Source organism: Methylobacterium sp. 1A (assembly GCF_058072805.1).
This window is the reverse complement of sequence record NZ_JBYQVE010000001.1, coordinates 3,181,201-3,205,274: the sequence shown is the minus strand read 5'-3', so window position 1 is coordinate 3,205,274 and position 24,074 is coordinate 3,181,201. Positions and strand designations below refer to the sequence as shown.

Annotated in this window: 35 protein-coding genes; 16 read left to right on the top strand and 19 right to left on the bottom strand. The window is 71.1% G+C overall.

Going from position 1 to position 24,074, the window contains the following annotated elements; translation table 11 throughout:
- The first annotated feature begins 13 nt into the window (after nucleotides 1-13).
- Together smpB and ACX9MN_RS15660 are read left to right on the top strand one after the other, a co-directional pair.
- Nucleotides 14-487, top strand: coding sequence for an SsrA-binding protein SmpB (gene smpB, locus ACX9MN_RS15665; protein ID WP_020095208.1), 474 nt, complete (start codon nucleotides 14-16; stop codon nucleotides 485-487).
- 222 nt (nucleotides 488-709) lie between these two features.
- On the top strand, nucleotides 710-1,279 hold the full coding sequence (locus tag ACX9MN_RS15660) for a peroxiredoxin (RefSeq protein WP_020095207.1): 570 nt from the start codon (nucleotides 710-712) through the stop codon (nucleotides 1,277-1,279).
- Between the two features lie 4 nt (nucleotides 1,280-1,283).
- Here ACX9MN_RS15660 and ACX9MN_RS15655 read toward each other — a convergent pair whose 3' ends face one another.
- From ACX9MN_RS15655 to rpoZ, 3 genes are all read right to left on the bottom strand, one after another.
- On the bottom strand, nucleotides 1,284-1,925 hold the full coding sequence (locus ACX9MN_RS15655; RefSeq protein ID WP_020095206.1) for a LabA-like NYN domain-containing protein: 642 nt from the start codon (nucleotides 1,923-1,925) through the stop codon (nucleotides 1,284-1,286).
- 361 nt (nucleotides 1,926-2,286) lie between these two features.
- The gene (locus ACX9MN_RS15650) at nucleotides 2,287-4,560 is read right to left on the bottom strand and encodes a RelA/SpoT family protein (protein WP_091682570.1); all 2,274 of its coding nucleotides are present in this window, start codon (nucleotides 4,558-4,560) and stop codon (nucleotides 2,287-2,289) included.
- Between the two features lie 205 nt (nucleotides 4,561-4,765).
- The gene (gene rpoZ, locus ACX9MN_RS15645; RefSeq protein ID WP_010685409.1) at nucleotides 4,766-5,176 is read right to left on the bottom strand and encodes a DNA-directed RNA polymerase subunit omega; all 411 of its coding nucleotides are present in this window, start codon (nucleotides 5,174-5,176) and stop codon (nucleotides 4,766-4,768) included.
- Between the two features lie 329 nt (nucleotides 5,177-5,505).
- Between rpoZ and fabD the strand changes: the two genes are divergently transcribed.
- From fabD to fabF, 4 genes are all read left to right on the top strand, one after another.
- Complete coding sequence (gene fabD, locus ACX9MN_RS15640) at nucleotides 5,506-6,450, top strand: ACP S-malonyltransferase (RefSeq protein WP_489724870.1); 945 nt, start codon at nucleotides 5,506-5,508, stop codon at nucleotides 6,448-6,450.
- A gap of 30 nt (nucleotides 6,451-6,480) precedes the next feature.
- On the top strand, nucleotides 6,481-7,218 hold the full coding sequence (gene fabG / locus ACX9MN_RS15635) for a 3-oxoacyl-[acyl-carrier-protein] reductase (RefSeq protein WP_056523896.1): 738 nt from the start codon (nucleotides 6,481-6,483) through the stop codon (nucleotides 7,216-7,218).
- Between the two features lie 332 nt (nucleotides 7,219-7,550).
- On the top strand, nucleotides 7,551-7,790 hold the full coding sequence (locus ACX9MN_RS15630; protein WP_007559070.1) for an acyl carrier protein: 240 nt from the start codon (nucleotides 7,551-7,553) through the stop codon (nucleotides 7,788-7,790).
- A 182-nt stretch (nucleotides 7,791-7,972) separates the two neighbouring features.
- Nucleotides 7,973-9,238, top strand: a complete 1,266-nt coding sequence (gene fabF / locus ACX9MN_RS15625) for a beta-ketoacyl-ACP synthase II (RefSeq protein ID WP_489724869.1) — start codon at nucleotides 7,973-7,975, stop codon at nucleotides 9,236-9,238.
- Here the strand turns inward: fabF and ACX9MN_RS15620 are convergent.
- The 6 genes from ACX9MN_RS15620 to ACX9MN_RS15595 all read right to left on the bottom strand — a co-directional run bounded on the left by ACX9MN_RS15620 (nucleotide 9,235) and on the right by ACX9MN_RS15595 (nucleotide 14,320).
- The gene (locus tag ACX9MN_RS15620) at nucleotides 9,235-9,855 is read right to left on the bottom strand and encodes a pentapeptide repeat-containing protein (RefSeq protein ID WP_489724868.1); all 621 of its coding nucleotides are present in this window, start codon (nucleotides 9,853-9,855) and stop codon (nucleotides 9,235-9,237) included. The genes fabF and ACX9MN_RS15620 overlap by 4 nt on opposite strands.
- Complete coding sequence (locus ACX9MN_RS15615; protein ID WP_489724867.1) at nucleotides 9,852-10,805, bottom strand: hypothetical protein; 954 nt, start codon at nucleotides 10,803-10,805, stop codon at nucleotides 9,852-9,854. The genes ACX9MN_RS15620 and ACX9MN_RS15615 overlap by 4 nt, the downstream gene beginning before the upstream one ends.
- Nucleotides 10,806-10,863: 58 nt before the next feature.
- On the bottom strand, nucleotides 10,864-11,577 hold the full coding sequence (locus ACX9MN_RS15610) for a YidB family protein (RefSeq protein WP_489724866.1): 714 nt from the start codon (nucleotides 11,575-11,577) through the stop codon (nucleotides 10,864-10,866).
- A gap of 75 nt (nucleotides 11,578-11,652) precedes the next feature.
- Complete coding sequence (locus ACX9MN_RS15605) at nucleotides 11,653-11,853, bottom strand: hypothetical protein (protein ID WP_020095200.1); 201 nt, start codon at nucleotides 11,851-11,853, stop codon at nucleotides 11,653-11,655.
- An 84-nt stretch (nucleotides 11,854-11,937) separates the two neighbouring features.
- A complete protein-coding gene (locus ACX9MN_RS15600) occupies nucleotides 11,938-12,207 on the bottom strand; it encodes a hypothetical protein (protein WP_091682552.1) in 270 nt (89 codons plus the stop codon).
- Between the two features lie 97 nt (nucleotides 12,208-12,304).
- Nucleotides 12,305-14,320: an OmpA family protein gene (locus ACX9MN_RS15595; protein WP_489724865.1), complete on the bottom strand. Its 2,016-nt coding sequence runs from the start codon at nucleotides 14,318-14,320 to the stop codon at nucleotides 12,305-12,307.
- 199 nt (nucleotides 14,321-14,519) lie between these two features.
- Here ACX9MN_RS15595 and ACX9MN_RS15590 point away from each other — a divergent pair, with 199 nt between their 5' ends.
- The 3 genes from ACX9MN_RS15590 to ACX9MN_RS15580 all read left to right on the top strand — a co-directional run bounded on the left by ACX9MN_RS15590 (nucleotide 14,520) and on the right by ACX9MN_RS15580 (nucleotide 16,377).
- Nucleotides 14,520-15,530, top strand: coding sequence for a hypothetical protein (locus ACX9MN_RS15590; protein WP_489724864.1), 1,011 nt, complete (start codon nucleotides 14,520-14,522; stop codon nucleotides 15,528-15,530).
- 79 nt (nucleotides 15,531-15,609) lie between these two features.
- Nucleotides 15,610-15,858, top strand: coding sequence for a hypothetical protein (locus ACX9MN_RS15585; protein ID WP_020095196.1), 249 nt, complete (start codon nucleotides 15,610-15,612; stop codon nucleotides 15,856-15,858).
- 162 nt (nucleotides 15,859-16,020) lie between these two features.
- Nucleotides 16,021-16,377: a hypothetical protein gene (locus ACX9MN_RS15580; protein ID WP_489724863.1), complete on the top strand. Its 357-nt coding sequence runs from the start codon at nucleotides 16,021-16,023 to the stop codon at nucleotides 16,375-16,377.
- 28 nt (nucleotides 16,378-16,405) lie between these two features.
- On the opposite strand, the gene ACX9MN_RS15575 is transcribed toward ACX9MN_RS15580, so the two are convergent.
- The gene (locus ACX9MN_RS15575) at nucleotides 16,406-16,633 is read right to left on the bottom strand and encodes a hypothetical protein (RefSeq protein WP_091925947.1); all 228 of its coding nucleotides are present in this window, start codon (nucleotides 16,631-16,633) and stop codon (nucleotides 16,406-16,408) included.
- A gap of 436 nt (nucleotides 16,634-17,069) precedes the next feature.
- On the opposite strand from ACX9MN_RS15575, the gene ACX9MN_RS15570 reads away from it, so the two are divergent.
- On the top strand, nucleotides 17,070-17,321 hold the full coding sequence (locus ACX9MN_RS15570; protein ID WP_056523875.1) for a hypothetical protein: 252 nt from the start codon (nucleotides 17,070-17,072) through the stop codon (nucleotides 17,319-17,321).
- Between the two features lie 51 nt (nucleotides 17,322-17,372).
- Here the strand turns inward: ACX9MN_RS15570 and ACX9MN_RS15565 are convergent, their stop codons facing one another.
- The 3 genes from ACX9MN_RS15565 to ACX9MN_RS15555 all read right to left on the bottom strand — a co-directional run bounded on the left by ACX9MN_RS15565 (nucleotide 17,373) and on the right by ACX9MN_RS15555 (nucleotide 18,198).
- On the bottom strand, nucleotides 17,373-17,615 hold the full coding sequence (locus ACX9MN_RS15565) for a hypothetical protein (protein ID WP_020095193.1): 243 nt from the start codon (nucleotides 17,613-17,615) through the stop codon (nucleotides 17,373-17,375).
- A gap of 82 nt (nucleotides 17,616-17,697) precedes the next feature.
- Nucleotides 17,698-17,919, bottom strand: a complete 222-nt coding sequence (locus ACX9MN_RS15560; RefSeq protein WP_489724862.1) for a hypothetical protein — start codon at nucleotides 17,917-17,919, stop codon at nucleotides 17,698-17,700.
- 99 nt (nucleotides 17,920-18,018) lie between these two features.
- Nucleotides 18,019-18,198, bottom strand: coding sequence for a hypothetical protein (locus ACX9MN_RS15555; protein WP_020095191.1), 180 nt, complete (start codon nucleotides 18,196-18,198; stop codon nucleotides 18,019-18,021).
- Between the two features lie 97 nt (nucleotides 18,199-18,295).
- On the opposite strand from ACX9MN_RS15555, the gene ACX9MN_RS15550 reads away from it, so the two are divergent.
- On the top strand, nucleotides 18,296-18,514 hold the full coding sequence (locus ACX9MN_RS15550) for a hypothetical protein (protein WP_210383195.1): 219 nt from the start codon (nucleotides 18,296-18,298) through the stop codon (nucleotides 18,512-18,514).
- A gap of 95 nt (nucleotides 18,515-18,609) precedes the next feature.
- On the opposite strand, the gene ACX9MN_RS15545 is transcribed toward ACX9MN_RS15550, so the two are convergent.
- The 5 genes from ACX9MN_RS15545 to ACX9MN_RS15525 all read right to left on the bottom strand — a co-directional run bounded on the left by ACX9MN_RS15545 (nucleotide 18,610) and on the right by ACX9MN_RS15525 (nucleotide 21,043).
- A complete protein-coding gene (locus ACX9MN_RS15545) occupies nucleotides 18,610-19,023 on the bottom strand; it encodes a PilZ domain-containing protein (protein WP_244540003.1) in 414 nt (137 codons plus the stop codon).
- Between the two features lie 128 nt (nucleotides 19,024-19,151).
- Nucleotides 19,152-19,334, bottom strand: coding sequence for a hypothetical protein (locus tag ACX9MN_RS15540; protein ID WP_020095188.1), 183 nt, complete (start codon nucleotides 19,332-19,334; stop codon nucleotides 19,152-19,154).
- Nucleotides 19,335-19,615: 281 nt separating this feature from the next.
- Nucleotides 19,616-19,990, bottom strand: a complete 375-nt coding sequence (locus ACX9MN_RS15535) for a hypothetical protein (RefSeq protein ID WP_132367544.1) — start codon at nucleotides 19,988-19,990, stop codon at nucleotides 19,616-19,618.
- A gap of 86 nt (nucleotides 19,991-20,076) precedes the next feature.
- Nucleotides 20,077-20,352: a hypothetical protein gene (locus tag ACX9MN_RS15530; RefSeq protein ID WP_026605251.1), complete on the bottom strand. Its 276-nt coding sequence runs from the start codon at nucleotides 20,350-20,352 to the stop codon at nucleotides 20,077-20,079.
- A 223-nt stretch (nucleotides 20,353-20,575) separates the two neighbouring features.
- Complete coding sequence (locus tag ACX9MN_RS15525; RefSeq protein WP_020095185.1) at nucleotides 20,576-21,043, bottom strand: Ros/MucR family transcriptional regulator; 468 nt, start codon at nucleotides 21,041-21,043, stop codon at nucleotides 20,576-20,578.
- 258 nt (nucleotides 21,044-21,301) lie between these two features.
- Between ACX9MN_RS15525 and ACX9MN_RS15520 the strand changes: the two genes are divergently transcribed.
- The 5 genes from ACX9MN_RS15520 to ACX9MN_RS15500 all read left to right on the top strand — a co-directional run bounded on the left by ACX9MN_RS15520 (nucleotide 21,302) and on the right by ACX9MN_RS15500 (nucleotide 22,934).
- Nucleotides 21,302-21,568 (top strand): hypothetical protein, encoded by a 267-nt coding sequence (locus ACX9MN_RS15520; RefSeq protein ID WP_348273189.1) that lies wholly within the window; start codon nucleotides 21,302-21,304, stop codon nucleotides 21,566-21,568.
- 33 nt (nucleotides 21,569-21,601) lie between these two features.
- Nucleotides 21,602-21,787 carry a hypothetical protein gene (locus ACX9MN_RS15515; protein ID WP_012318898.1) on the top strand — a complete coding sequence of 62 codons (186 nt, stop codon included), beginning with the start codon at nucleotides 21,602-21,604 and terminating at the stop codon, nucleotides 21,785-21,787.
- Nucleotides 21,788-21,839: 52 nt separating this feature from the next.
- Complete coding sequence (locus ACX9MN_RS15510) at nucleotides 21,840-22,094, top strand: hypothetical protein (RefSeq protein WP_020095183.1); 255 nt, start codon at nucleotides 21,840-21,842, stop codon at nucleotides 22,092-22,094.
- 141 nt (nucleotides 22,095-22,235) lie between these two features.
- The gene (locus tag ACX9MN_RS15505; protein WP_026605249.1) at nucleotides 22,236-22,469 is read left to right on the top strand and encodes a DUF6894 family protein; all 234 of its coding nucleotides are present in this window, start codon (nucleotides 22,236-22,238) and stop codon (nucleotides 22,467-22,469) included.
- A 39-nt stretch (nucleotides 22,470-22,508) separates the two neighbouring features.
- Complete coding sequence (locus tag ACX9MN_RS15500) at nucleotides 22,509-22,934, top strand: hypothetical protein (RefSeq protein WP_100251998.1); 426 nt, start codon at nucleotides 22,509-22,511, stop codon at nucleotides 22,932-22,934.
- Nucleotides 22,935-22,950: 16 nt separating this feature from the next.
- Here ACX9MN_RS15500 and ACX9MN_RS15495 read toward each other — a convergent pair whose 3' ends face one another.
- Nucleotides 22,951-23,961: a sensor domain-containing diguanylate cyclase gene (locus tag ACX9MN_RS15495; protein WP_100251997.1), complete on the bottom strand. Its 1,011-nt coding sequence runs from the start codon at nucleotides 23,959-23,961 to the stop codon at nucleotides 22,951-22,953.
- Nucleotides 23,962-24,074: the final 113 nt, after the last annotated feature.

Below are 24,074 nucleotides of genomic sequence, written 5' to 3'. Positions count from 1 at the left end.
GAAGTCACGCATCATGGCCCCGAAACCGGAGCCCAGTCGGCGCATCGTCGCCGACAACCGCGCCGCGCGCTATCACTACACGATCGAGGACACGCTCGAGGCCGGCATCGCGCTGACCGGCACCGAGGTGAAATCCCTGCGCGGCGGCAAGGCGACGATCGGCGAGGCCTATGCCGGACCCTCCGGCAACGACCTGATGCTGTTCAACGCCTACATCCCGGAATACCTGGAGGCGAACCGCTTCAACCACGACACCAAGCGCCCGCGCCGCCTGCTGCTGCACCGCCGCCAGATCAACAAGCTGATCGGCGCCACCCAGCGCCAGGGCTACACGGTGGTGCCGCTGAAGATCTACTTCAACGACAAGGGGCGGGCGAAGGTCGAGCTGGGCCTCGGCAAGGGCAAGCAGGCCCACGACAAGCGCGAGGCGGTCAAGGAGCGCGACTGGCAGCGCGACCGGGCGCGGCTGCTGCGCGACCGGGGCTGAGGCCGGGCCGTCATCGCGAGCGCAGCGAAGCGACCCAGGGCAGCGCGACGTCCGCGGGCGTGGTGCCGCTGGATTGCTTCGCTCCGCTCGCAAAGACGATCGTTCCGACAGGGGGGGGGCGCGCAGGCCGTGATGCGCTCGCCTTGCGCTGACCGCGCGATGTCACAAGATCCCGGATTAGCCGGTGCGGCGTCCCGAGCCTGCGATCCTGCGGAGCGACCCATGCCCTCCACCCACGATACCCTGCCCGACGACCTGCCGGTCCCCGTCGACGACGGCGCGGCCGATCACCTGCGCGGGATGCGCCTGCCCGACGTGGCGCTCACCGCCACCAACGGCCGCACGGTCTCGCTGGCGCGGCTGCCGGGCCGCACCGTGGCCTACGCCTACCCGCGCACCGGCGAGCCGGGCCAGCCGGGCCTGACGCCCGACTGGGACGCCATTCCCGGCGCCCGGGGCTGCACGCCGCAGGCCTGCGATTTCCGCGATCACCACGCCGCGCTGACGGCCCGGGGCGTCGCCCAGGTCTTCGGCCTCTCGACCCAGACGAGCGCCTACCAGCGGGAGGCGGCCGAGCGCCTGCGCCTGCCCTTCCCGCTGCTGGCCGATCCGCACCGGGCCTTCGCGATGGCGGCGCGCCTGCCCACCTTCGAGGCCGGCGGCCAGGTGCTGCTGCGCCGCCTCACCCTGGTGATCGACGACGGCGTCGTGAGCGAGCTGTTCTATCCGGTCTTCCCGCCGGACCGGAGCGCCCGGCAGGTCCTCGACTGGCTCGACGGGGGCAGCGCCTGAGGCGCTACTCCTCCTCGGCCTCCGGCTGGCGGATGCCGTAGCGGTTCTCCAGGCCCGGATTGGCCCTTCCCTCCCCGCGGTAGCGGGTCGGCGCCTCGCCGGAGGCCCGCGCCGGGCGCTCGCCGGGCTCGCGCCCGATCCGGCCCGCGAGGCTCGCGAGGTCGACGAACTCGTCGGCCTGCCGCCGCAGCTCGTCGGAGATCATCGCCGGCTGGGTCTGGATCGTGGAGATCACCGTTACCTTCACGCCGCGCCGCTGCATCGCCTCGACGAGCGAGCGGAAATCGCCGTCGCCGGAGAACAGGATCATGTGGTCGATGTGCGGGCTGAGCTCGAGGGCGTCGATCGCCAGCTCGATGTCCATGTTGCCCTTGTACTTCCGCCGCCCCATCGAGTCCGTGAACTCCTTCACGGGCTTGGTCACGACGCGGTAGCCGTTGTAGTCGAGCCAGTCGATCAGCGGCCGGATCGAGGAGTATTCCTGATCCTCGATCATGGCCGTGTAGTAGAATGCCCGCAGGAGGTTCTCCCGCGACTGAAATTCCTTGAGCAGCTTCTTGTAGTCGATGTCGAAACCGAGGGCCTTTGTGGTGGCGTAGAGGTTGGCGCCGTCGATGAAGATGGCGCTGCGCTGGGTGACTGGCATGAACAGGTCAGGTCCCGAAAAATCGTGGGTGACAGGAAATCGTCTGAACAATCGGTCAGGGTTCGCCCGGGGCGAAAGGCCGGGGCGCGTGGCCGGGACGGTGCGCCGCGATCGCGGCCGCCGCGCTCTGCAAACCGGGGTGGACCGGCGCGGTCGATGACCCGCGCCACCGACGCCCCGTCCGCCGGACCATTCGTTTCAAACGGGTCCGTGTCAAGCAGAGCACGGGATTGTGCGGTCGTGAAAAACTGAACTCTCGGGGCGGATTAATTGACCACGACAGGGCTTCGTCGTGAAAATGGTGGTTTACGTAAGTTGATCCTGTAAACCTCAGATGCGCCGCGTGCCCCGCCCCTCGACCTCAGCCGTTCACGCGCTCGACGCTGTTGACCGGGCGCTTGCCGCGCAGTTCGGCGATGATCGCGTTGAGATGCTGGAGATCCCAGACCGACAGGTCGATGGTGATGTCGGTGAAGTCCTGGGTTCGCCGCTTCATCGAGATGTTGTCGATGTTGCCGTCGTGGTCGGCGATCACCTGGGCGATCTGGGCGAACACCCCGGGCTCGTTGATCGACTTGAGCGCCAGCCGGGCGGGGAAGCGCTCGCCGCCGAGCGCCTCCGTGTCCCAGCGGACGTCGAGCCAGCGCTCCGGCTCGTTGTCGAAGGCCGCGAGTGCCGCCGACTGGATCGGGTAGACGGTCACGCCGACGCCGGGGGTCAGGATGCCGACGATCCGGTCGCCCGGGACCGCGCCGCCGTTCGGCGCGAAGGTGACCGGCAGGTCGCCCGCGAGGCCGCGGATCGGGATGGCGTCGCTGCGATCCGCGTCCTCCCCCTCCTTGCCGCCTTCCTTGCCGCCCTCGGCGCCCGGGAAGGTCAGCCGCATGGTCTGGTCGGAGGAGCGCACGAGCCGGCCGGCGCCGCTGGCGGCGCCCTGCGCGGCGGAGGGCCGGCGCTCGTCGCGGTGGTCGGGATAGACGGCGCGGACGACGTCGCCCGAGAACATCTCGCCCCGCCCCACGGCGGCGAACACGTCCTCGGTCGTCGCGCGGGCGAGCCGCGGCAGGGCGCCCCGGAGCTTGTCCTCCGAGAAGGTCTTGGCGGCGCGCTCGAAGGCCCGGTCCAGGATCTGCCGTCCGAGGCCGGCATATTGCCGCCGCACGGCGGTGCGGGTCGCCCGCCGGATCGCCGCGCGGGCCTTGCCGGTCACCACGAGGGATTCCCAGGCCGCCGGGGGTGAGGCCCCGTCGGAGCGGCTGATCTCGACCTCGTCGCCGTTGGCGAGTTCGTGCAGCAGCGGCGCCATCCGGCCGTTGATCTTGGCGCCCACCGCGGTGTTGCCGACGTCGGTGTGGACCGCGTAGGCGAAGTCGATCGGCGTCGCGCCGCGCGGAAGGGCGATCAGCCGGCCCTTCGGGGTGAAGCAGAACACTTGGTCCTGGAACAGCTCCAGCTTGGTGTGCTCCAGGAACTCCTCGGGGCTGTCGCCCTCGGCGAGGAGCTCGATGGTCCGGCGCAGCCACTGGTAGGCGCCGCTCTCCGCGGCGAGCCGCGGATGCACGCTGCCCTCGGCGCGGGCCGGGTCCTTCACCAGCTCGGTGCCGATCTCCTTGTAGTGGGCATGCGCGGCGATGCCGTACTCGGCGATGTCGTCCATGGCGCGGGTGCGGATCTGCAGCTCGACGCGCTGGCTCTTCGGCCCGATCACCGTGGTGTGGATCGAGCGGTAATCGTTCTGCTTCGGGGTCGAGACGTAGTCCTTGTATCGGCCTGGAACCATCGGCCAGCTGGTGTGGACGATGCCGAGCGCCGCGTAGCAATCCTGCACGGTGTCGACGACTACGCGGAAGCCGAAGATGTCGGAGAGCTGCTCGAAGGCGACGGACTTGCGCTCCATCTTCGACCAGATCGAGAACGGGCGCTTCTGCCGGCCGCTGACCTCGGCGGTGATCCCCTGCGCGCCGAGCTTCTCGGTGAGCACCTGCGCGATGGTCTCGACGACGGTCTCGGACTTGGCGGAGAGCCGCGTCAGGCGCTGGGTGATGGTGGCGTAGACCTCCGGCTCCAGGTTGCGGAAGGCCAGGTCCTCCAGCTCCTCGCGCAGCTCCTGCATGCCCATGCGGCCGGCGAGCGGCGCGTAGATGTCCAGGGTCTCCTGCGCGATGCGGCGACGCTTGTCGTCGCGCATGTGCTGGAGGGTGCGCATGTTGTGCAGGCGGTCGGCGAGCTTGACCAGCAGCACCCGGACATCCGCCGCGACCGCGAGCAGCAGCTTGCGGAAGTTCTCGCCCTGCGCGGCCTGCTTGGAGACGAGGTCGAGGCGCTTGAGCTTGGTCAGGCCGTCGACCAGGGCGCCGATCTCCGGCCCGAACAGCCGGCGGATCTCCTCGAGCGTCGCCTCGGTGTCCTCGACGGTGTCGTGCAGCACCGCGGCCACGATGGTGGCGTCGTCGAGGTGGAGGTCCGTGAGGATCGCCGCCACCTCGAGGGGGTGGGCGAAGAACGGGTCGCCCGAGGCGCGCTTCTGCGTGCCGTGCGCCTGCATGGCGTACACGTAGGCGCGGTTGAGCAGCGCCTCGTCGGCGGCCGGGTTGTAGCGCTTGACCCGCTCGACGAGCTCGTACTGGCGCATCATCCGCCGGGACGGGGCCGGCGCGTCCGGGGTCGTGCGCGGGGTCTGGATCACGCGCGATTGTTCCGCAACCGCCGGGACGGCGCCAGCCCCCGGCGGCGGGGCCGCGCCGGATGCCGGCGGGCCGGCCACGGAACGAGAGAACCCGGCGTCTCCGCCGGGTCCGGTCTCTGTCAGGTCGCGCCCATCCAGGCCCACGTGTCCAGGCTCACTCGCCCTCGTCGTCGGTCTCGACCGGCGGGGCGAGGTTCTCGAGGCCGCGCAGCAGGTCCTCCTCGCTCATGCGGTCGAACTGGACCGCCGCGTCGTCGCTGGAGGATTGCGGCGCCACCGCGGCGGCGGCCGGCGAGCTCGACAGCAGCGGCACGGTCTCGGCCTCGGGCTCGTCCACCTCGACGTACTTCTGCATCGAGTGGATCAGCTGCTCCTTGAGGTCGTCGGCCGTGATGGTCTCGTCGCCGATCTCGCGCAGGGCCACGACCGGGTTCTTGTCGCGGTCGCGGTCGATGGTCAGCGGGGCGCCGGCGGCCAGGAGGCGGGCCCGGTGGCTCGCCAGCAGCACCAGCTCGAAGCGGTTCTCGACCTTCTCGATGCAGTCTTCGACGGTGACGCGCGCCATGCGGGGCGGCTCCTTGGGCTTGAGCGACGGGTGATGTCGGGTATGGCGCCACTCTACACCGGATGCCGTTGTGCAACAAGCACAGCGGGTTGCGCAGAGCGCGCGTCCGGCGCGAACCCGGCGCGCGTCCGGCGGGCGTGCCGGTCCGGTCGGGCCGGACGCTGAGGGGCCGAACGCCGAGGGGCCGGAGGACCGCGTCGCTGCGGCATCATGGTGCGGCGCATTGTTGACACCCAGCGCCGCGGGTGCGAGTGCGCGCGCCATTCCAGAGTTTCGGCCGACACGGGCGGCGTTCGCGCGCCGCGCGGCGCCGGCGACCAGGACGCAACATGCGCGCACTCATCTTTCCGGGCCAGGGCAGCCAGGCGGTCGGCATGGCGCGGGACCTCGCCGAGGCCTTCCTGCAGGCCCGGGCCGTGCTCGACGAGGTCGACGCCGCCCTGGGCCAGAACCTGTCGCGGCTCATGTTCGAGGGGCCGGTCGAGGCGCTGACCCTCACGACCAACGCCCAGCCGGCCCTGATGGCGGCGAGCCTCGCGGTGCTGCGCGTGCTGGAGGCCGAGCGCGGCCTCGACCTCGCGCGCGACGTCGCCTGCGTGGCCGGCCACTCGCTCGGCGAGTACGCCGCGCTCGCGGCCGCCGGCAGCCTCACCGTCGCGGACGCCGCCAGGCTGCTGCGCCTGCGCGGCGAGGCCATGCAGGCGGCCGTCGCGCCGGGCGCCGGCGCCATGGCGGCGCTGATCGGCACCGATCTCGAGGCCGCCCGGTCCGTCGCCGAGGCGGCGGCCGACGAGGCCGGCGACGGCGCGGTCTGCGACGTCGCCAACGACAACGGCGGCGGCCAGGTGGTGCTCTCCGGCGACCGCGCGGCCGTGGAGCGCGCCGTCGGCATCGCCACCGGCCGCGGGATCAAGCGCGCCGTGATGCTCAACGTCTCGGCGCCGTTCCACTGCCGCCTGATGGCCCCGGCCGCCGAGGCCATGGCCCGGGCGCTCGCCGAGGTCGCGCTGGCGGCCCCGCGCGTCACCCTCTACGCCAACGTCGCGGCCGCCCCGGTCACCGATCCGGAGGCGATCCGCGCGGCCCTGGTCGAGCAGGTCACCGGCACCGTGCGCTGGCGCGAGAGCGTCGCCGCCATGGCGGCCTCCGGCGTCGACCGGTTCTACGAGCTCGGCGCCGGGAAGGTGCTGACCGGCCTCGTCAAGCGCGTCGCCCCCCAGGCGAGCGCCGCCGCAATCGGCACCCCCGCCGACGTCGCCGCCTTCGCGCTCTGACCCGCGCGCTCTGATCCGACGGAGTCCCGCATGTTCGATCTCACCGGCCGCAAGGCCCTCGTCACCGGCGCGACCGGCGGCCTCGGCCAGGCGATCGCCCGGGCCCTGCACGCGCAGGGCGCCGCCGTGGCGCTCTCGGGCACGCGGCCCGCGGCCCTGGAGGCGCTCGCCGCCGAACTCGGCGAGCGCGCCAGCCCCGTCGCGGCCGACCTGTCCGACAAGGACTCGGTCGAGGGCCTCGTCCCGGCCGCCGAGGCCGCGATCGGCCCGCTCGACATCCTCGTGAACAATGCCGGCATCACCCGCGACAACCTCTTCATGCGGATGAAGGACGAGGAGTGGGAGCAGGTGATCGCCGTCAACCTCACCGCCGCCTTCCGCCTGTCGCGGGCCGCCGTGAAGGGCATGATGCGCCGCCGCTCCGGGCGGATCGTCAACATCGGCTCGGTGGTCGGCAGCACCGGCAATCCCGGCCAGGGCAACTACGCCGCCGCCAAGGCCGGCCTCGTGGGCATGACCAAGGCGCTCGCCGCCGAGGTCGCCTCGCGGGGAATCACCGTCAACTGCATCGCTCCGGGCTTCATCAGCTCGCCCATGACCGATGCCCTCAACGAGAAGCAGCGCGAGGGCATCCTCGCCCGCGTGCCCGCCGGGCGGCTCGGCGAGGGGTCGGAGGTCGCGGCGGCCTGCCTCTACCTCGCCTCCGCGGAGGCGGGCTACGTCACCGGCCACACGCTGCACGTGAATGGCGGGATGGCCATGTACTAGGGCGCGTATACCGGTTCCCGACCGGCGGGAACGGCGCGCGAATCACCCCCGCCGACACGCAAGTGCCACACCCATGAAGGCTTTCTGAACGGGCCCTCGCCAGGGCTGGAACCCTGTGCTACCACGCCCCGCAGCCGTACAGGGGGTTGACGGTTCAGCGGGTTTTCAGTCCAAGGCCCTCCGGCGGGGGCGTCCCGGCTCACGCGCCGGTTCACCTCAGAAGCACGCGCGATCGGACACCGGCCCGTCACAACAAGCCCGCAGGGGCGCGACGCGGCCACGGCACCACCCCGAGAAGACTGACAGACCAGAAGGACGAGGACGGAAGACCGATGAGCGATATCGCTGAGCGCGTGAAGAAGATCGTCGTCGAGCACCTGGGCGTCGAGCCCGAGAAGGTGGTCGAGAGCGCCAACTTCATCGACGACCTCGGTGCCGACAGCCTCGACACCGTCGAGCTGGTCATGGCCTTCGAGGAGGAATTCAACGTCGAGATCCCGGACGACGCTGCCGAGACCATCCAGACGGTCGGCGACGCCGTGAAGTTCCTGGAGAAGAACTCCGCCGCCTGAGGCGCCGGGGACCGGGTTTGACGCGGCGCGGGTGAGGCGAAACAGCCCCCGCGCCGTTATGCGTTTCAAGGCTCGGAGTCGTGACGGGGCCCGCGGGGACCGATTCTGCCTCCGAGCGAGTTAGGACGATGCGCGACCGCGGCGGTGCCGGCGGGACGGCGCCTCAAGACGGGACAGGGCACATGCGGCGGGTGGTGGTCACGGGTCTGGGGATGGTCACGCCGCTGGGCAGCGGGGTGGAGCACACCTGGAGCCGGCTGATCGCGGGCGACAGCGGCGCCGGCCCGATCCGCGGCTTCGAATCCGCCGACCTGCCCTGCCGGATCGCCGCGCAGGTCCCGTTCGGCGACGGCACCGACGGCACCTTCAACCCCGACCTCGTGATGGAGGTGAAGGAGCAGCGCAAGGTCGACCCGTTCATCGTCTACGCGATGGCGGCGGCCGACGAGGCGCTGAAGGATGCCGGCTGGGCGCCGAAGAGCCACGAGGACCAGTGCGCCACCGGCGTGCTGATCGGCTCCGGCATCGGCGGCATCGGCGGCATCTACGACGCCTCCGTGACCCTGCACGAGAAGGGCCCGCGCCGGATCTCGCCGTTCTTCATCCCGGGCCGGATCATCAACCTCGCCTCCGGCCAGGTCTCGATCGCCCACGGCCTCAAGGGGCCGAACAACGCCGTGGTGACGGCCTGCTCCACGGGCGCCCACGCCATCGGCGACGCGAGCCGCCTGATCGCGCTCGGCGACGCCGACGTGATGGTGGCGGGCGGCGCCGAGTCGCCGGTGAACCGCCTGTCGATCGCGGGCTTCTCCGCCTGCCGGGCGCTGACCACGGGCTTCAACGACACGCCCGAGAAGGCGTCGCGCCCCTACGACCGCGACCGCGACGGCTTCCTCATGGGCGAGGGCGCCGGCATCGTGGTGCTGGAGGAGTACGAGCACGCCAAGGCCCGCGGCGCGAAGATCTACGCCGAGGTGGTGGGCTACGGCCTCTCGGGCGACGCCTACCACATCACCTCTCCCTCTCCGGACGGCGACGGCGCCTTCCGCTGCATGACCGCCGCGGTGAAGCGCGCCGGGATCGCGCCGTCGGAGATCGGCTACATCAACGCCCACGGCACCTCGACGCCCATGGGCGACGAGCTGGAGCTTAAGGCGGTGGAGCGCCTCCTGGGCGACGCCGCCGCGAACGCGACCATGTCGTCCACCAAGAGCTCGGTCGGCCACCTGCTGGGCGCCGCCGGCTCGGTCGAGGCGATCTTCTCCATCCTCGTCCTGCGCGACAACGTCATCCCGCCGACGCTCAACCTCGACAACCCCTCCGTCCAGACCAAGATCGATCTGGTGCCATTCGAGGCGAAGCGGAAGCAGGTCGACGTGGTGCTGTCGAACTCCTTCGGGTTCGGCGGGACGAACGCGTCGTTGGTGATGCGGCGAGTGCCTATCTAGGCCGACTGCTTTGTGTTTTGGCTTACGAAACGAAACCGAGTTTGTATTGCGTCGCTATAGAGATTTACTCTCAATGCTCGGCCCATCGTAGTTTCGGCAGTAAGGTGAAGGTTGTATTTCGCCAGAGAGGTTTTTACCTCCCTTAGGGATTGCCGACCGAAGCCATTTATTTCGAGAAGATCCCCTGTCGTTTTGCTAATCAGTGTCCTTATGTTTTTTATATTTGATGAGATTAGTATATTATAGACCCGCGAGGATAGGTCTAATTCGTAGATTGACGAGATCAGAAATTCAGCAGTCTCCACAGCTTTTCTATCTACATCCGATAATATTGCGTTCTGCCAATCGCTAGCCGTAAGTAGAGCTTCCGGATCAAGGATTGCTCCTGTCAAATTAGTCTTTGTCAATTTAGAGCCAAAAAAATTAGCGTTCCGAAGATCCCACTTCGATAGGTCAAAACTCGACAAATCAATTCCACTAAAATCGACGTCTGCTAGATCGCCATTGATTGGATCCAATTTTGCTGACAGTACGAGATCTGCGATATTGTCAGATTCGCAATCAAACAAATCATATATCGCCTGCCCCCAGTCGTAATCCTTGCTGGTATTGGTCACGAATTTGCTCTGCATATTTCGATTAACGCGCCGTCTGTATGCATTCCTTGAGAAACAAGATGTTTTTTAATTACTGACTTCAGCAAAGTTTTCTTGAGTTCGGCCTTGTTAAGTATCGCTTTAGCCAAGTCTCCGATGGCCAGTTGGGCGTCTCTTGCGATCTCTCCAGCGTCTAACTTGTTACCGAGATCATCATGAAATTCGACATCATCAATAATAAGATCTTTTATAGATGTCGATATAGAAGCATTGATCGTAATAGCTTCTTCAATAACATTGTCCCGCTTTTTAACAAAACAAGCACAACTTACTGCGTTGCTGCCTTGATCTGAAAAAACCTCACCTTCCAGGAAACTGGCGCCATCCGAAGAATTTGATACGCTGGAGGTGTTTCTCGGAAATATCTCCCAGTGAATCGTGTTGCCCGCGCTAGTTGCTTTGATATTGGAGCATTCAAAACTGATTTGATATGTAGTGTCTCGAGAAGTTTTTCTATTGAATGATGCGGATGCCTTCGCGGAAAGGCTAAGGTCCGCTTCTGGCCCGCCTATCTGCGCTCCAGAATGACCGCCCATATCGACCCCCGCAGAGATATCTCTGCCAGAGGCCCTATTTATGGTTTGGGAAAAGCTTCCGACGCTTACAAGGGGCGACTTAAATGCTACGTTTTTGATATCAACAATGCGGCGATTGTCCGCAAATTTCTCGCAGCTAAATTTAAATTCGAGACTGGCACGTTTAAGCGCCAAACTAAAACTTACCGTAACGTCTTGGCCATCGAAGGTTTTTGCACGCCCTCTCATATCTGAACTCTTCTTAAAGTTCAGAGTTGCTGAAATCGCCATTTCGTCAAGATGGGGTTCCGACGGAAAATTCTTTTCTACATCAAGCGCAGCTACTTTCATCAGAGGATTGGCGGGATTATTACGATCTGGGGGTTGGCTCTGCACAGAAGCCTCAAAACAGAACCGCAGCTTCTTCTAAGATAAGTATACGTTAGGTGGCTGTCTACCACCCCATTCTCTCCGCTTCCCCCGGCACCCGCCCCTGCGGGGTGAGCGCATGCACCACCTCCGGCAGCGCCTGGGCGAGCTGCGACAGCAGCGTCTCGCGGTCCAGCCCGGTCTGCTGCTGGAGGGTGTCCACCGTGTCGGGGCCGAGCGCCCGGGCGAGCTGGTCCGGGGCCACCGGGCGGTTGGTGCCGTGGCCGATCCAGGACTCCATCACGTCGCCGAGGCCGCCCTGGCGGAACCGGTCGACCAGCCCGTCGAGGCCGCCGAGATCCCCCTGCCCGTCCGGGGCGGCGCGGCTCGGCGGCGGGGCGTCGCCGGGGCCGTCGAGCATGCCGGAGAGGTCCGAGAAGTCGCCGGGCGGCAGGGACGGGTCCGACGGCCCGCCCGGGCCGCCGTCGCGGCGGCCGCCGTACTGGTCCCAGCCGCCGATATCGCCGCCCTCTTCCGGAGGACGGCGCCCGCCGGCATCGGCGGGGTGCTGGCCGGGATCGCGCCCGTAGGGTCCGGCGCCGCCGGAGCGGTCGGCCTCGGGGCCGGGCTCGCCCTGGCGCCCGCGGCCGAAGATGTCGCCGAAGCCGCCGCTGGCGCCCTTGGCCAGCAGGAGCATCAGGAGTGCCTTGACCAGGGGCGACATGCCCCCGGACCCCTGCTTCTGCCCGCCGAACACCTGACCGAGCACGCCGCCGATCGCCGATTCGAGCAGTCCCATGCGCGTCTCCCCCCTAGGCCCGGGCCGGACGGGCCCGGGCGAACAACATTCCGGGGCGGGCGCGGGTTGCCTCGCTCAGCGGGCCGGCGTCGCGAGCGCCGCCTGCGCGGTGCCGCCACCGGTCGTGGCGTCGGCGGGCTCGACCAGCGGCACCGTCGCGGCCGAGAGGATCAGTCCGGCCAGGAACAGGCCGGTGGCGGCGGCGCCGGCGCGGGGGCGCGGCAGGCGAACGGCGCGGCGTCGCGCGGGATGGGGACGATCGACGGTCCTGGGCATCGCGGCCTCTCCGGGTTCGGGGCGGGCCCTCGGGGCCCTTCTGCCGGAAAAACGCCGTCGGGGGGCGGAGAGGTTCCCGCGCCGTCAGGTCCGACCGGCGAGGCGGCGTCCCAGCGCCCCGAGCAGGCAGGCCGCGCAGTAGGCCGGGAGCATCAGGGCCGCGCCGTCGAGCCACAGGCCGGGCAGGCCCGGCACGAACCCGGCGATCGCCGCCGCGGCCACGAGCCCCGCGACCACGCAGAGCCCCAGCGAGGCGGCGAGGCGGTCCGGCCAGCCGACCAGCGCGCCGACCACGAGGCCGAGCGCGGCCGCCCCGGCGAGCCCGGGCCAGAATCCGGCGAGCAGCAGCGTCACGGCCGTCCGGCCTCCCTGCGGGCGCGATGGTGGCGCGCGGCCGGGCGCGCGGCTGGGCGCGGCCCGGCTTGCGGGCGCGCGGCGGAGCGGACGTCCCTCACGGCAGCAGCGCGAAGACGACGGGACCGGCCGGCCCGTCCGGCCCGGCCGTGACCTGCTCCGGCCGGGCTCCGGCCTGGAGAAGGTACTCCACCACCGCCTGGGCGCGCAGGCGCGGCAGGTCGACCGGCGGCTCGTCGGGGGCCTCGGCGGGCTTCTTCGCCGCCGCCTTGCCGGGCCCGGCCGGCTCCTTCCTGGCCGCGCCCGCCTTGCTCCGATCCTTCGTCGCGTCCTTGGCCGCGTCCTTGGCCGCGATTTTGGCCGCGTGCGTCGCGGCTTCCTTGGGTGCTGGGGCCGGCGGCGCGGGTGTGGCCGGCTTGGCGGCGTCGGCGACCCGGGTCGGCTCGGCGGTCGCGCCCTCCCCCGCTGCCGGTCCGGTGGCCGGGGTTGCGGGCGGCTTCGCCGGGTCGGCGGGGCCGGAGACCGCGACGCGCAGTGACGGGCAGGTCTTCGCCAGGGCGGCCAGCGCGTCGAGGGTCGGGTAGAAGGCGGGCGTGAGCACGGCGCCGCCCGCGGGGAAGTGCAGGTCCGCCCCCGCCAGGGCGGCGGTGAAGTCGGCGCGGCAGGTGGCGGGGTCGCGCCGCTCCGCCGCGTCCCGGGCCGTGACGCTGGCCTGCCCGGTCCAGCCCGGGGGCAGCGCCTCGGCGAGCCGGTCGGGGGTGCGCGCGGCGCCCTCCCGGTAGAGGCTCTCGCCGGTGAGCGTCACGGCGCGGTCCGAGACCGCGACGGTCCCGTCCGCGAGGTTCGTCACCAGTGGGGCGGCGGCGGCCAGCGCGTCCCCGAGATCCGGCGGGGCGCCGTCGGCGAGGCGGGTGCGGTCGATGACCGGCTCCCGGAACAGGCGCGGGCGCAGGGCGGCCAGTACCCGCTCCCGGGTCGCGGCGTCCGGCAGGTGGCCGGTGAGGGTCACGGCGTCGGCGGTCCGGCGGATCGCCACCCGGTAGGGCGAGAGCGGCCGCGCCGTGAGCGCCACCCGCCCGGCCGCCACGCCGGCGGGCCGGCCGTCGCGCATCAGCGCCTCGGCGTCGGGGAGCGCCTGTCCGTCGATGGCGTCGCCGGTCACCGAGACCGCCCCGTCCCGGAACACGACCTGCCCGGACTGGATCAGCTCGGCGAGCTTGAACGCGAAGGCGATGAGACTCTTCGGGTCGATCGCCGGGTCGAGCCCCCGGGCGGCCAGGAGCCGGTCCTCCACGGTGCCGCCCGCGGCGGCCTCGGTGGCGGCGCGCAGGGCGGCCTCGCGGTCGGCCGCCGAGGGGGCGAAGCCGTCGAGGACGATGCCCCGGCCCGATTTCTCCACGGCGAACCGGTACGCGGCCACCTTCGGGGGCAGGATCTCGACCCGCCCGACGCTGAACCCCTCCGGCGGGTCCGACAGGGCGGCCCGCAGGGCCTCGTAGGCCGGCACGTCGAGGGCCTCGCCCGACAGGCTGAGCACGGTGTCGCTGAGCGCCGCCCGCCCGCCTTTGGCGAGGCCGGAGAGCCGGGCCGCCAGGAACGCGGCCGCGCCGGCGAAATCCGGCGGCGCGCCCCGGGCGGCCCGGGCGGTGTCGTCGAGGCCGGTGCCGGGATCGAGGGCGCCGGCGATCCGCGTCTCCAGGGCCCGCCGGCCGATCTCCACCGGGCGGCTGCCTTCGAGGGCGATCCGGTTCTGACCCGTGCGGATCGCCGCCCACTGGAAGGGCGCGGCGGTCTCCACGATGCCGAGTTCGGAGACGATGCGGCGCGGGCCGTCGAGGGCCGCGAGGCGGGACAGCACGGTGGCGCGCTCGGCGACGTCCGGCGCCTCGCCGGCGGCCACGAGGTCGCGCCCGACGGCCTCCAGGCGCAGCCACGGCTCGCCGGTGGCGGTGGCCGTGCCGGCGGCGATCGCCGCGCGCTCCGCCGCGAGGCCGTCGGCGATCCGCGGGGCGGCGTAGAGGGTCGCGCTCGCCCAGATCAGCGCGAGGGCCGGGAGGCCGGCGAGCCAGCCGGCGCCGCGCAGGCCTTGGGCGAGAGTTTCGGGCAACGGCACGGTCGCAGGTTCGGGCGCGGGTCGGGACGTGGGGGCAGGCGGATCCGGTGCCGAGAGCACACCGTCTTTCCGGCAGCATGAAGGCCGGCGGCCTCCTTTCTCCCACGGGCCAGCGCCGCGCCGCGTCCCCGCGCCGCCGGAACCGGCCGGACGCCCTCCGGTTTCCGAGCCAGACCCCGTCCCCGCTGAGGAGCGTGCCATGCGATCCATCCTCGCCGCCGCCTTGCTGCCGGCGATCGCCGTCCCGGCCGGGGCCCAGAGCCTGTCGGCATCGCTTGAGCCGATCACCCCTGTCGCCAATCCGGGCCAGCTGAGCCTCGGCGGCAGTTCCACCACCGGGCCGTTCCCGACCGTCTCGGCGCAGACCGGCGGCCTCGTGAATGCCGGCCAGCTGAGCTTCGGCGGGGGCGGCGGCGGTGGCGGCGGCCGCATCGGCGCGTCGGGCGGCCTCTCGGCCGGGACGACGCTCGGCGCCACGACCGCCGGTTCGGGCGGGGCGGGCCAGCTCGGCGGCCTGGGATCCACCGCGACCGGCGGTGCCGGCGTCACCGGCACGACCCTCGGGACCGGCGGGACGATCGGCGCCACCGGTGCCCGCAGCGGCCTCAGCGGCGCGTCCCGCACGGGCCTGGGCTCGACCGCGGGGAGCCTCCTGACACCAACCCTCGGAACGGGCGGTCTCGGGGGCGGGTCGGGCCTGTCCCCCGGCCTGGGCACCGGGCTCTCGGGAGCCGGCCTCGGCGCAGGTGTCGGCGCAGGTGCCGGCGCAGGCGTTGGAGTAGGTGTCGGCACGGGCCTCAACGCTGCAGGAAGCCTCGGCTCCTCGCTCGCGACCGGCTCGTCCGGCGTCGCGTCGGCCGGTCTCGGCAGCGGCGTGGCCGCGTCGGGCATCGGCGCGACGGGCGCCACCCTGTCCCCCGGCGGTCTGTTCGGGCAGTTCGGACTGTTCGGGCTCGGGACCGGAACGGCCGCGAGCGGGGCCACGGCCGCGACGATTTCCGGGACGGGCGGCGCCGGCACGGGCGGCGCCGGGATCCCCGGGACGCCCGGGTTGCCCGCGGACGATCCCGCCCAGGCGGCCCGCACCCTGCCGACCGGCGGCGGGGCGATCGGCGGTGCCGGCATCGGCGGCGCGGCGGCCGCGCCGGTCCGGACCGGCGACCTCTGCGGCGGGCCCTTCGCCGAAGCCTGCCTCGGCCAGGGGTTCTGAGCGGCCTCAGGGGCCGGAACCGCGCCGAACCGCTGCCGTTCCTTCTGTGCCGGCACCTCGGCCGGGACAGGAGACAGAGATGAACGTCATGCTGGGCCGCGTCTCGCTCGCGGCCGCTCTCGTGATCGGCGTCTCGGGCGCTGCCCTGGCGCGCGATGCCGGGCCGAAGGCCCACGGCGCCAAGGGCACGGCCGGCCTGCACGGGATCGGCTTCAACGAGCCGAAATTCCGCTCGGACCTGCGCACCGGCAAGGAGCAGCCCTATACGTGGCCGGTGAGCGACCGCTATCGCCCGGTCTCGCAGCCCTTCTACGGTCGGGCCTACTGAGCCGCCCGGCGCACGCTCCGCCGAATGGATGAGTGGCGGCGCCCCGCTCCGCCGCGCACAACCGGGGCCGGCCCCGATCCGTCATCGGAGCGGGCGCCGATCCGGCGATGGCCCAGAGGCACGGGGTCCGTGGCGTGCCGGCTCCCGAGGCAGGAGAGTGTGATGCATCCGCTGAACCGGCGCGTCGTCGCGGTCCCGGCCGTCGCGCTTCTGGTCGTCGCGCCCCTGCCGGGGCGCGCGGGCGAGTTCGCGCAGGTCCCGCCGGTGCCGGGTATGGCCCTGACCCTGCCCGATCCCGGCATGGCCAACGGGGCGCCCGCGCCCACTCCGACGGCGGCACCGACTCCCGCCGCGGCCGCGGAGCCGCCCGCTCCGGTCAGGGCGGCCTCCGTTCCGGCGGTCGAGCGCCGGTTCCGGGGCCTGGGCAGCGGGCTCTCGTCGATCGACGGGCAACTCCCGAACCAGCGCACCGGCCAGCGTCACCAGCACGTGGTCCGCGACATCTGCATCGGCTGCTGATCCGATCCGCCCCTGGTGCGGGCGCCGGCTAGTGCGGCGCCCGCGCTCGGGAATTCGCCTGGATCCAGCGCGGCGAGAGGATGTCGCCGGCCTCGGTGATGATCCAGGGTTGGGCCTCGCCGGATTCCATCGCTGCGATCGCGACGGCGAGGGCCTCGCGCAGGGTCGCGAACGGCCGCCCCTCCGCGGCGCGGGCCGGTGTGCCCTTGGGCCAGATGGTCAGTTCGGCTCGTCTGTCGAGGTCGGAGGGCGTCATCGGCGCTCTCGTGGTGCTTCGCAGGGTGCTTCGGCGGGATGTGGGCGTTCTACCGTGCCTGTGTGCGTGCCCGTGTGACGCGGATCTGGCGCCGCGGTCTCCGATTCGCGCCACGGGCCGCGATGCCAGCAACGCGCGCGCTCGCCCGGCGGTTTCGATCGGTTCGGGGGCGCGCGCGAAAAACAAATCACCCGCTCCTCAAGTTTGATTTGAGAACGTGCCGGTGGAAGTTTAGTTCATTTGCATCGAATGCATGGCGCGCGGGATCGGTGCCTGAATTCACGGCTGAGAATTCTCGGGAAACACTGCAGTACCGTGCCGTCCTGGCGATATGGTGCAATGCGAAAAACGCATGCCGCGACGCACAAATCCGTGGTCTCATGCGCTGGTCGATCGCATCCCGCGGTCGACACCGCGATCGAACCGGAGACGCACCATGCGCACGATCCTCATCCTCGCGTCGGCCGCGCTCACCTCGGCGGCCTTCACGGGCCTCGCCGCCGCCGACGACCGCCTGCACCTGACGCCGCCGCTCTATCGCGATCAGGCCCGGCCCGCCCAGCAGATCCGCGCGATCCACGATCTGACCACCACGCCCCAGCCCGTCGCCGCGCCGGCGACCGTCAATCGGACGGTCTCGTCCCTCGGCCGGCCGATCGTCCAGGCCGCCGTCGAGGCGAGCCGCTGAGCCGGCTGCCGGAGACGGAGCGCCCCGGGCGGCTCCGTCTCCGGCCGACGCTCAGACGATGTGCAATTCCTGCGCGGCCACCGACGGTTCCACGCCGCGACGGATCAGGCGCCGCGTCCGCGCCCGCTGATCCCGCGCGGTGCTGAGGGCGGTCCCCGCCGCGCGGTACCCCTCGAACCACAGATCCGCCCACGCATACTGCGCCGCCATCGCGAGCAGGACGGCGTTCTCGGCCTGTCTCAGGCCCAGCCGCAGGCTCTCATCCGCCAGGCGACCAACCTCCCCGTACATCATCTCCAACTCCGCGTCCGAACACGGCCGGCAGCGCCGCGAAGGGCCGCCGGCCACCCGCCCAGAGGCCGCTCGGCTCTCCCGCTCAGTGCGACGCCGCCCCGGCAGCGTCGCGAGCCGCGGCCGCCGCTTCCCGGGCCGCATCCTGCCCTCGCACCACTTTCGTGCGGACCCTGTCGGAGGCGCGGCGCGCCGCTCCGACGACGCTTCCGAAGGCCGTCCGGGCCTGCGCGAGACCGGTCCCGGCGACGTCGCGGATCTGGGTCGGGACCTCGTGGCCCGACGACTGTGCCATGCACTGTGTCATGCGTGGTCTCCTGTCGGCCGCCATCCGGGTGCGGCCGGCCCGTTTGTGCATCGCACATGGACCGGCGTCCAGGGATCGCCCGCGCGTCGGCGCGACCGGTCAGATCTCCGTCTCGCGCCGGACGATCGCCTCTTCCCCGCTGCCCTTCTGCGCGAGGCCGACCTCGGGATCCTCGGTCGGGATCGTGGCCGGCGCCGCCTTGACGCGCTCCGCCGGAGGCTCGTCCGCCTCGCGCGCGTCCGGTCCGCGGCTCGTCGGGTCTGCGGTCTCGCGCGTCATGCGGTCTCTCCCTGCCTGCATCCAACGCGACGGGGCGTGTGCGGGTCCCGGGGCTCCGTCACGATGGCGGGAGGCGCGACGCGGATCGCGGCTCTATATGGGAGGTGCGAGCAGGGAGAGTGGTGTGTTCACCGTCAAGGGGATTGATCCGTCCGGGCGCGTCATGACGTTCGCCTGCGGGACGGACGAGCAGGCGATGGAGAAGACCTGGGAGCTGGCCCGGCGCGGCTTCCGCGAGATCACGGTCGCCGATCCGAAGGGCAAGGAACTCTCCGCGGCCGCCTTCGAGCGCTCGCTCAACATCGACTGGGAGTGACGCGCGTCGGCGCGCGCCGGGAGCCCCGCCGCCCCCGACCCTGCCGACGACACTCTGGCCGCGCCGAGCGCCGGTCGACCCGAGGCAGGCGCCTGTCAGGTCGCCTCGAGTTCGCGCCAGAGGTTCGCGCGGCCCGACCGCGCCGTCTCGGGGATGTCGGTCGTGGCGCCGATCTCCTCCGCCTTGCGCCAGATGGCGCGGCAGACGAGGATCTCGCTGCTCGCATCGATGCTGAGGATGAAGCTGTCCGGAACGATCTCGGCATCCGGGAGCGCGACCCGCACGCCGCCGGCCGACCGGTCGTAGACGATGCACGGCAAGCTTCGATGCTCGTCGACCGAAATGCTGCCGGTCTCGTTGAGAAGCGTGCGTGGAGCGCTGCGTCGTTCGAACATCACCGCCTCGAGAACCTCTGCCCGACAGGATCGGTCACCCGGGTTCAAGGGCGGTTTGCGAAATGCCTCGAATTGTCGGGAAGCTGCCGTCCCTGTGAATTCTGCGCTCTTCATGCGCGCTCGGCCGGAGGCCGGATGCGCGGAGCACCGACGCCCGCGGAGCGACCGGGGCGACGGATCCGCAGGGACGGAGACGGCCTCGGTCGGACCGCTCGGCGCGTGTGACCGGCCTCAGGATCGACCTACTCGGTCACGACCTCGACGAGGGTGGTGAGAAAACCCAGCGCGACGGCCCCGATGCCGCCCATGAAGGCCGCATCCCACCCGGCGAACTCCCTCGACTGGGGCGCGCGCAGGAAGGCGAACAGCGTCACGGCGGCCCCGCAGACGACGAGAGCGAGGGCCAGCAGGATCGATCGAGACATGGCGTTTCCCTATGCGCCGGTCTCGCGGCCCTTCAGGGCTCTTGTAAACGGACGAGTGCGACCGGCTTGATCTGTTCAGTCTCGTCCGTCGTCGAAACATGACAGACGAGAGCGCGGTGAACAAGGTGTTCATCTGTTCTGCACTGCGGAACAGCGGCCGGAATGACGCTCTCATCTGATCCGCACAGGACTGAAGTCGCGCGCGGCCAGGGCTGCCCTTCACGAGGGGCATCGACCGGCCGGCCGCGGGGAGTGCCCCGCCGGGACGGGATCCGGCGCGGTCAGTCGATGAAGACGCGGACGCCGTCCGTGTTGAGCAGGTCGCGCTGGTCGGCGCACCATTGCTCCGGTCCGACCGCGGCGATCTCGTCCGCGACCCGCCGGCCCTCCTCGGCGATGGCGTTCCGGGCACGCTGGTGGCCGAGGCCGGCGTCGAGGGCTCGGCGGACCGTGCGGGACAGGCCCTCGGACACCGTGTCGTCGATGGAGTAGAGCTTGCGGCAGTGCAGGACGATGCCGGCCTGCGCGCCGACGATCCGCACGAGACCCCGGATCGTCTCCGCGCGCTTGGTGTCGTCTGCCTCCTCGGCAGCCCGGGCGGTGCCCGGCACGACCGCCGTTCCCAGGAGGGCGGCGAACAGCAGGGCGCGAGTCATCCGGGGCATTCCTTCTGGCCGATGCCGGAGCCGTCTCCGGAACGCCGCACCGGGCGGGCCGCGCCCGCCCCGTCAGATCCGGCCGGTCACTTCCGGGCGGCCATCAGGTCGTGGGTCAGGACGGTCAGCTTGCCGATCAGGTTGCTGATATCGGAGCCCTTGCACGACCATTGCGTGCCGACCGCCTCGCCATCGGCCGAGACGGAGACGACCGCCACCGAGCGCAGGCGACCCTCGCGGGCCAGGGCCAGCTGATCCTGCAGCACGGCGATGATCGACGCGGTGTCCTCGTCCACGACCGCGGGCGCGATATGCGCCGGGAACGGCACGACCGAACTCGTCATCGTCTGCTCTCGCTTCATCTCGCCGATCCCTTCGGTAGCATCCTCGGGCCCCGGCGTGCGCATCAGCTTTGTGCAGAGTGTGGCAGCTTGTCCGTGTCCCGCGATGTCCTGGACGTGTGTGGCGACGATGCAACGGTCTCGGCGCGGCTCCGGGCCGCGCGGCGGCACGAGGCGCCGGGCTCCGCGGCGCTTCGTTACGAGGGGGCCCCGCCGAGCGGGGCGCCCCCGGAGGTCGTCATCCTCAGGCGGCCTTGCGGCCCTTGCGCTCGCGCTCGGCCATGGCGCCGGGCTGGCCCAGGCCGATCGCCTTGGCGAGGGCGGAGCGCTGCTCGGCGTAGCTCGGCGCGACCATCGGATAGTCCGCCGGCAGGCCGTAGCGGTCGCGGTAGCTGCGCGGATCCAGGCCGTGGCTGGTCAGGTGGCGCTTCAGCGTCTTGTAGGTCTTGCCGTCGATGAAGCTGACGATCCCGTCGTGCCGGACCGACTTGCGGATCTGGGCCGCGCTCGGCTTCTCGACCTCGGCCTGCGGAACCGCCCCGATCTCCGCCGTCAGAGTCCCGGTGACGAGCCCGCTGATCGCGCCGTGCACGCGCGCGATCAGGGCCGGAAGCTCCGCGGCCGGCACCGGATTGTTCGACACGTAGGCGGCGACGATATCGCCCGCCAGCTCGATGAAGTTGGAGTTGGGCCCTGTGGTTTCTTCTGACACTGTAAGATTCCTGGTGTGCCCCTCGCCCGGGATCTGCTACTTTTGAGCACTGAATGCAAGTTACAAAACCGTTGGCGGGCCGCTTCCGGTGCATGATCGGGGTGCCCGCCGCGGAGATCGGCCGGCCATTTCTGGCGATTTCCGGCGGAGTATTTCCGAGCGCCGTCCGAGTCGGCCTATCGACTGCGGTAGAGTTTCCGCTCTGCAGAACGACCAGAACGTGCATCTGGCGGACTTGAAGTCGGCCCGGGCCGGCCGATGGGCCGTTCCGCCGTCATCCGCGGTGACGCGGCGCCCCGGTCGTGGCATGGCGCGGCCATGCTGATGCTCGCCCTCCTCATCGCCCTGCTGGCCGTCGTGGTCGCCATGTTCGTGCTGCGGCGGTGGACCGGGCGGCTGGCCTCGCTCGCGACGCTCCTGGCCGGAGCGATCATGGTCCTGTGGCTCGCCGAGGTCGGCCTGCTTCCCGGAACGCAGGGCCCGTTGACGGCGTACCGCCCCCTCGTGCCCGGGCTCGACCGGTAACGGTTCGGTAAGCGTACCGGCGGAGCATGGGGCATGCCCACGCTCTCCGCCCCGCGCCTGCTCACGTTCCTGGTGTCGGCCGTGCTGATCGGCCTCGCCGTCGCCAGCCTCTACACGCGCATCCCGATGGTCGGAAAAACCGTCGTGGCGCACCGGCAATGGTTCTTCATCGGCGCCTACGCCCTGCTCGCCCTCGGGGTGACCACCCGCAGCCTGTAGCGGACCGCGCCGCGGTCCGTTCGCCACCGCGCGCCGCGCCGAGGAGGCCGGAATGGCCCTGAAGACCACCTACCTCGTGCAGCCGTTCGAGCTGCACCGGAATCGCCTGCGGCCGGCCCGTCAGGAGCCCGCGCAGAGCGAGTTCGGCGCCCTCAAGAAGGCGGAGGCGCTGGCCGCCCGCATGCCCGGCGCGGCGGCCCTCAGGGTCGTGGCCGACGACGAGACCGGGGAACTCGAGGGCGTCACGATCCTCGGCCAGTTCGGGACCGTTCCGGACGATTTCGCCGAGAGCCTGCTGGGGGGCTGATGCGGCCCGCGGGTCCCGGCTTACATCCGGCCGCGTCTGGGGGTGCGACACGGGCGACCTCCGATTGCGGCCCTCCGGAAACTACGTAGAAACAGCGGAGACAGATCCTTGCGAGCTCTGGCGCTCGCCGAGCTCGCATCCGTGCCCCGCTATTTCATCGACCTCCACGACGGCGCCAACTTGGTTCGCGACCGCGACGGCTTCGATCTTCCGGATCTCGCCGCGGCGCGGGCGCAGGCGGTGCGCATCCTGACGCGGCTCGCGCAGGGCTTGACCGATCCGATGGAGCGGCAGGATTACGTGCTCGCCGTGCGCGACGAGCAGGGCGCGGTCCGCCTGCGCCTGCGGCTCTCCTACGATGTCGAGGGCGGCTGACGGCCCGGCCGCGCGCGGGTCGGGAAAGCGGGAGATCGCATGCGACGCTCAACAGGTCTGACCGGCCCGCTCGCGGCGGCGCTCCTGCTGCTCGTCGCCGCCGGACCGGCAGGGGCGCAGACCGCGCCGCCCCCGCCCACGGGATCCGCCGCGGCGACGGCCGACAACGCCGTGCTGCTGACGGTCTTCCTGCGCCACGACCAGTCCCGACCGCTGGCGGAGCTGAACGCGCAGCTCGCCAAGCAGGGCTTCTACAAGGCCTTCCCGCCGCCGGGCATCGAGGTCGTCTCGTGGAACGTCGTCATGGGGATCGGGCAGATCATCGTCCTGCGGCTGCCCGCCTCCCGCCTGCGCGAGGTCAACCGCGTCCTGGAGGACACCGCCTGGGGCGCGTACCGGACCGAGTTCTTCCCGACCTACGATTACAGGGCCGTGGGCCTCGCGGAGCACGAGAAGGCGCGCTGAGACCGTCCCGGCCGCCTCAGGCCGGAACCGCGCCGCCCGGACCGACCGGCCCGAGATCCAGCGCGTCGTCCCACAGGTAGGGGTGGCCGAGGCGCTTGGCCGCGTACATCGCCGCGTCCGCCCGCTCCACCAGGGCCTCAGGCCGGGTGGCGTGCAGGGGCGCGCAGGCCACGCCGATCGCCGCGCCGATGCGGATCGGCGTTCCGGTCCCGAGATCGTACGGCTCGGCGAGGCGCGCCTGGAGGCGCAGGGCGAAGCCGAGGGCCGGCGCCGGCGCCGCGTCGCCGAGCAGGATGGTGAACTCGTCGCCCCCGAGCCGCGCGGCGCAATCCCCCGCGCCGAGCGCCGCCCGCAGGCGCTCGGCCAGGTGTCGCAGGAGCGCGTCGCCCACCGCGTGCCCGTGGCGGTCGTTCACCGGCTTGAAGCCGTCGAGGTCGAGGCACAGCAGCGCGCAGGGCGCGCCGTCGAGGTCGGCCAGGGTCCGGTCGAGCCGGGCCGCGAACAGGTGGCGGTTCGGCAGGCCGGTCAGCGGGTCGTGGTGGGCCATGTAGCGCAGGAGCGACTCCGCCCGGCGGCGCTCGGTCACGTCCTCCCACAGGGCGGTCCAGCCGCCGCCGGCCTGCGGGTGCAGCGTGATCGCGACCTGGCGCCCGTCCGCGAGCGTCTGGACCACGGCGTCGGTCGCGCCCCGGGCGAGGAGCCGCCGCCGCGCCGCCCAGAGGCCGCAGGGATCCCGGTCGGCCGGGACCGCCCCCGCGGCGCTCGCCGCGCCCACCGCCCGGGCATGCATGCCGGGCCGGATCCGGTTCGCGGGCGGCCCGAACAGGCGCCGGAACCCGTCGCTCACGAACAGCAGCCGGTCGGCGGAATCGAACAGGCACAGGCCGTGCGGCAGCGAGTCCAGCGCCTGGACGATGCCGGGTCCGAGCTTGCGCCCGCGGCCGAGCCCGTCCTGGCGCCGGGCGCAGGCCGCCTGCCGGTGGCGCCGCGCCAGCCTCGTCGCCGCCCTGCCCGCCTCCGCCGCCATGGCCGGTCCCCCGAAACGCCCGACTGCGTCGTCGGGCGATCGCCGGAACGTGCCGGCTCGGAAATTAGTCTCCGGTCTTCATAGAATGGGATTCCTTTCGCCAACCTTGACGA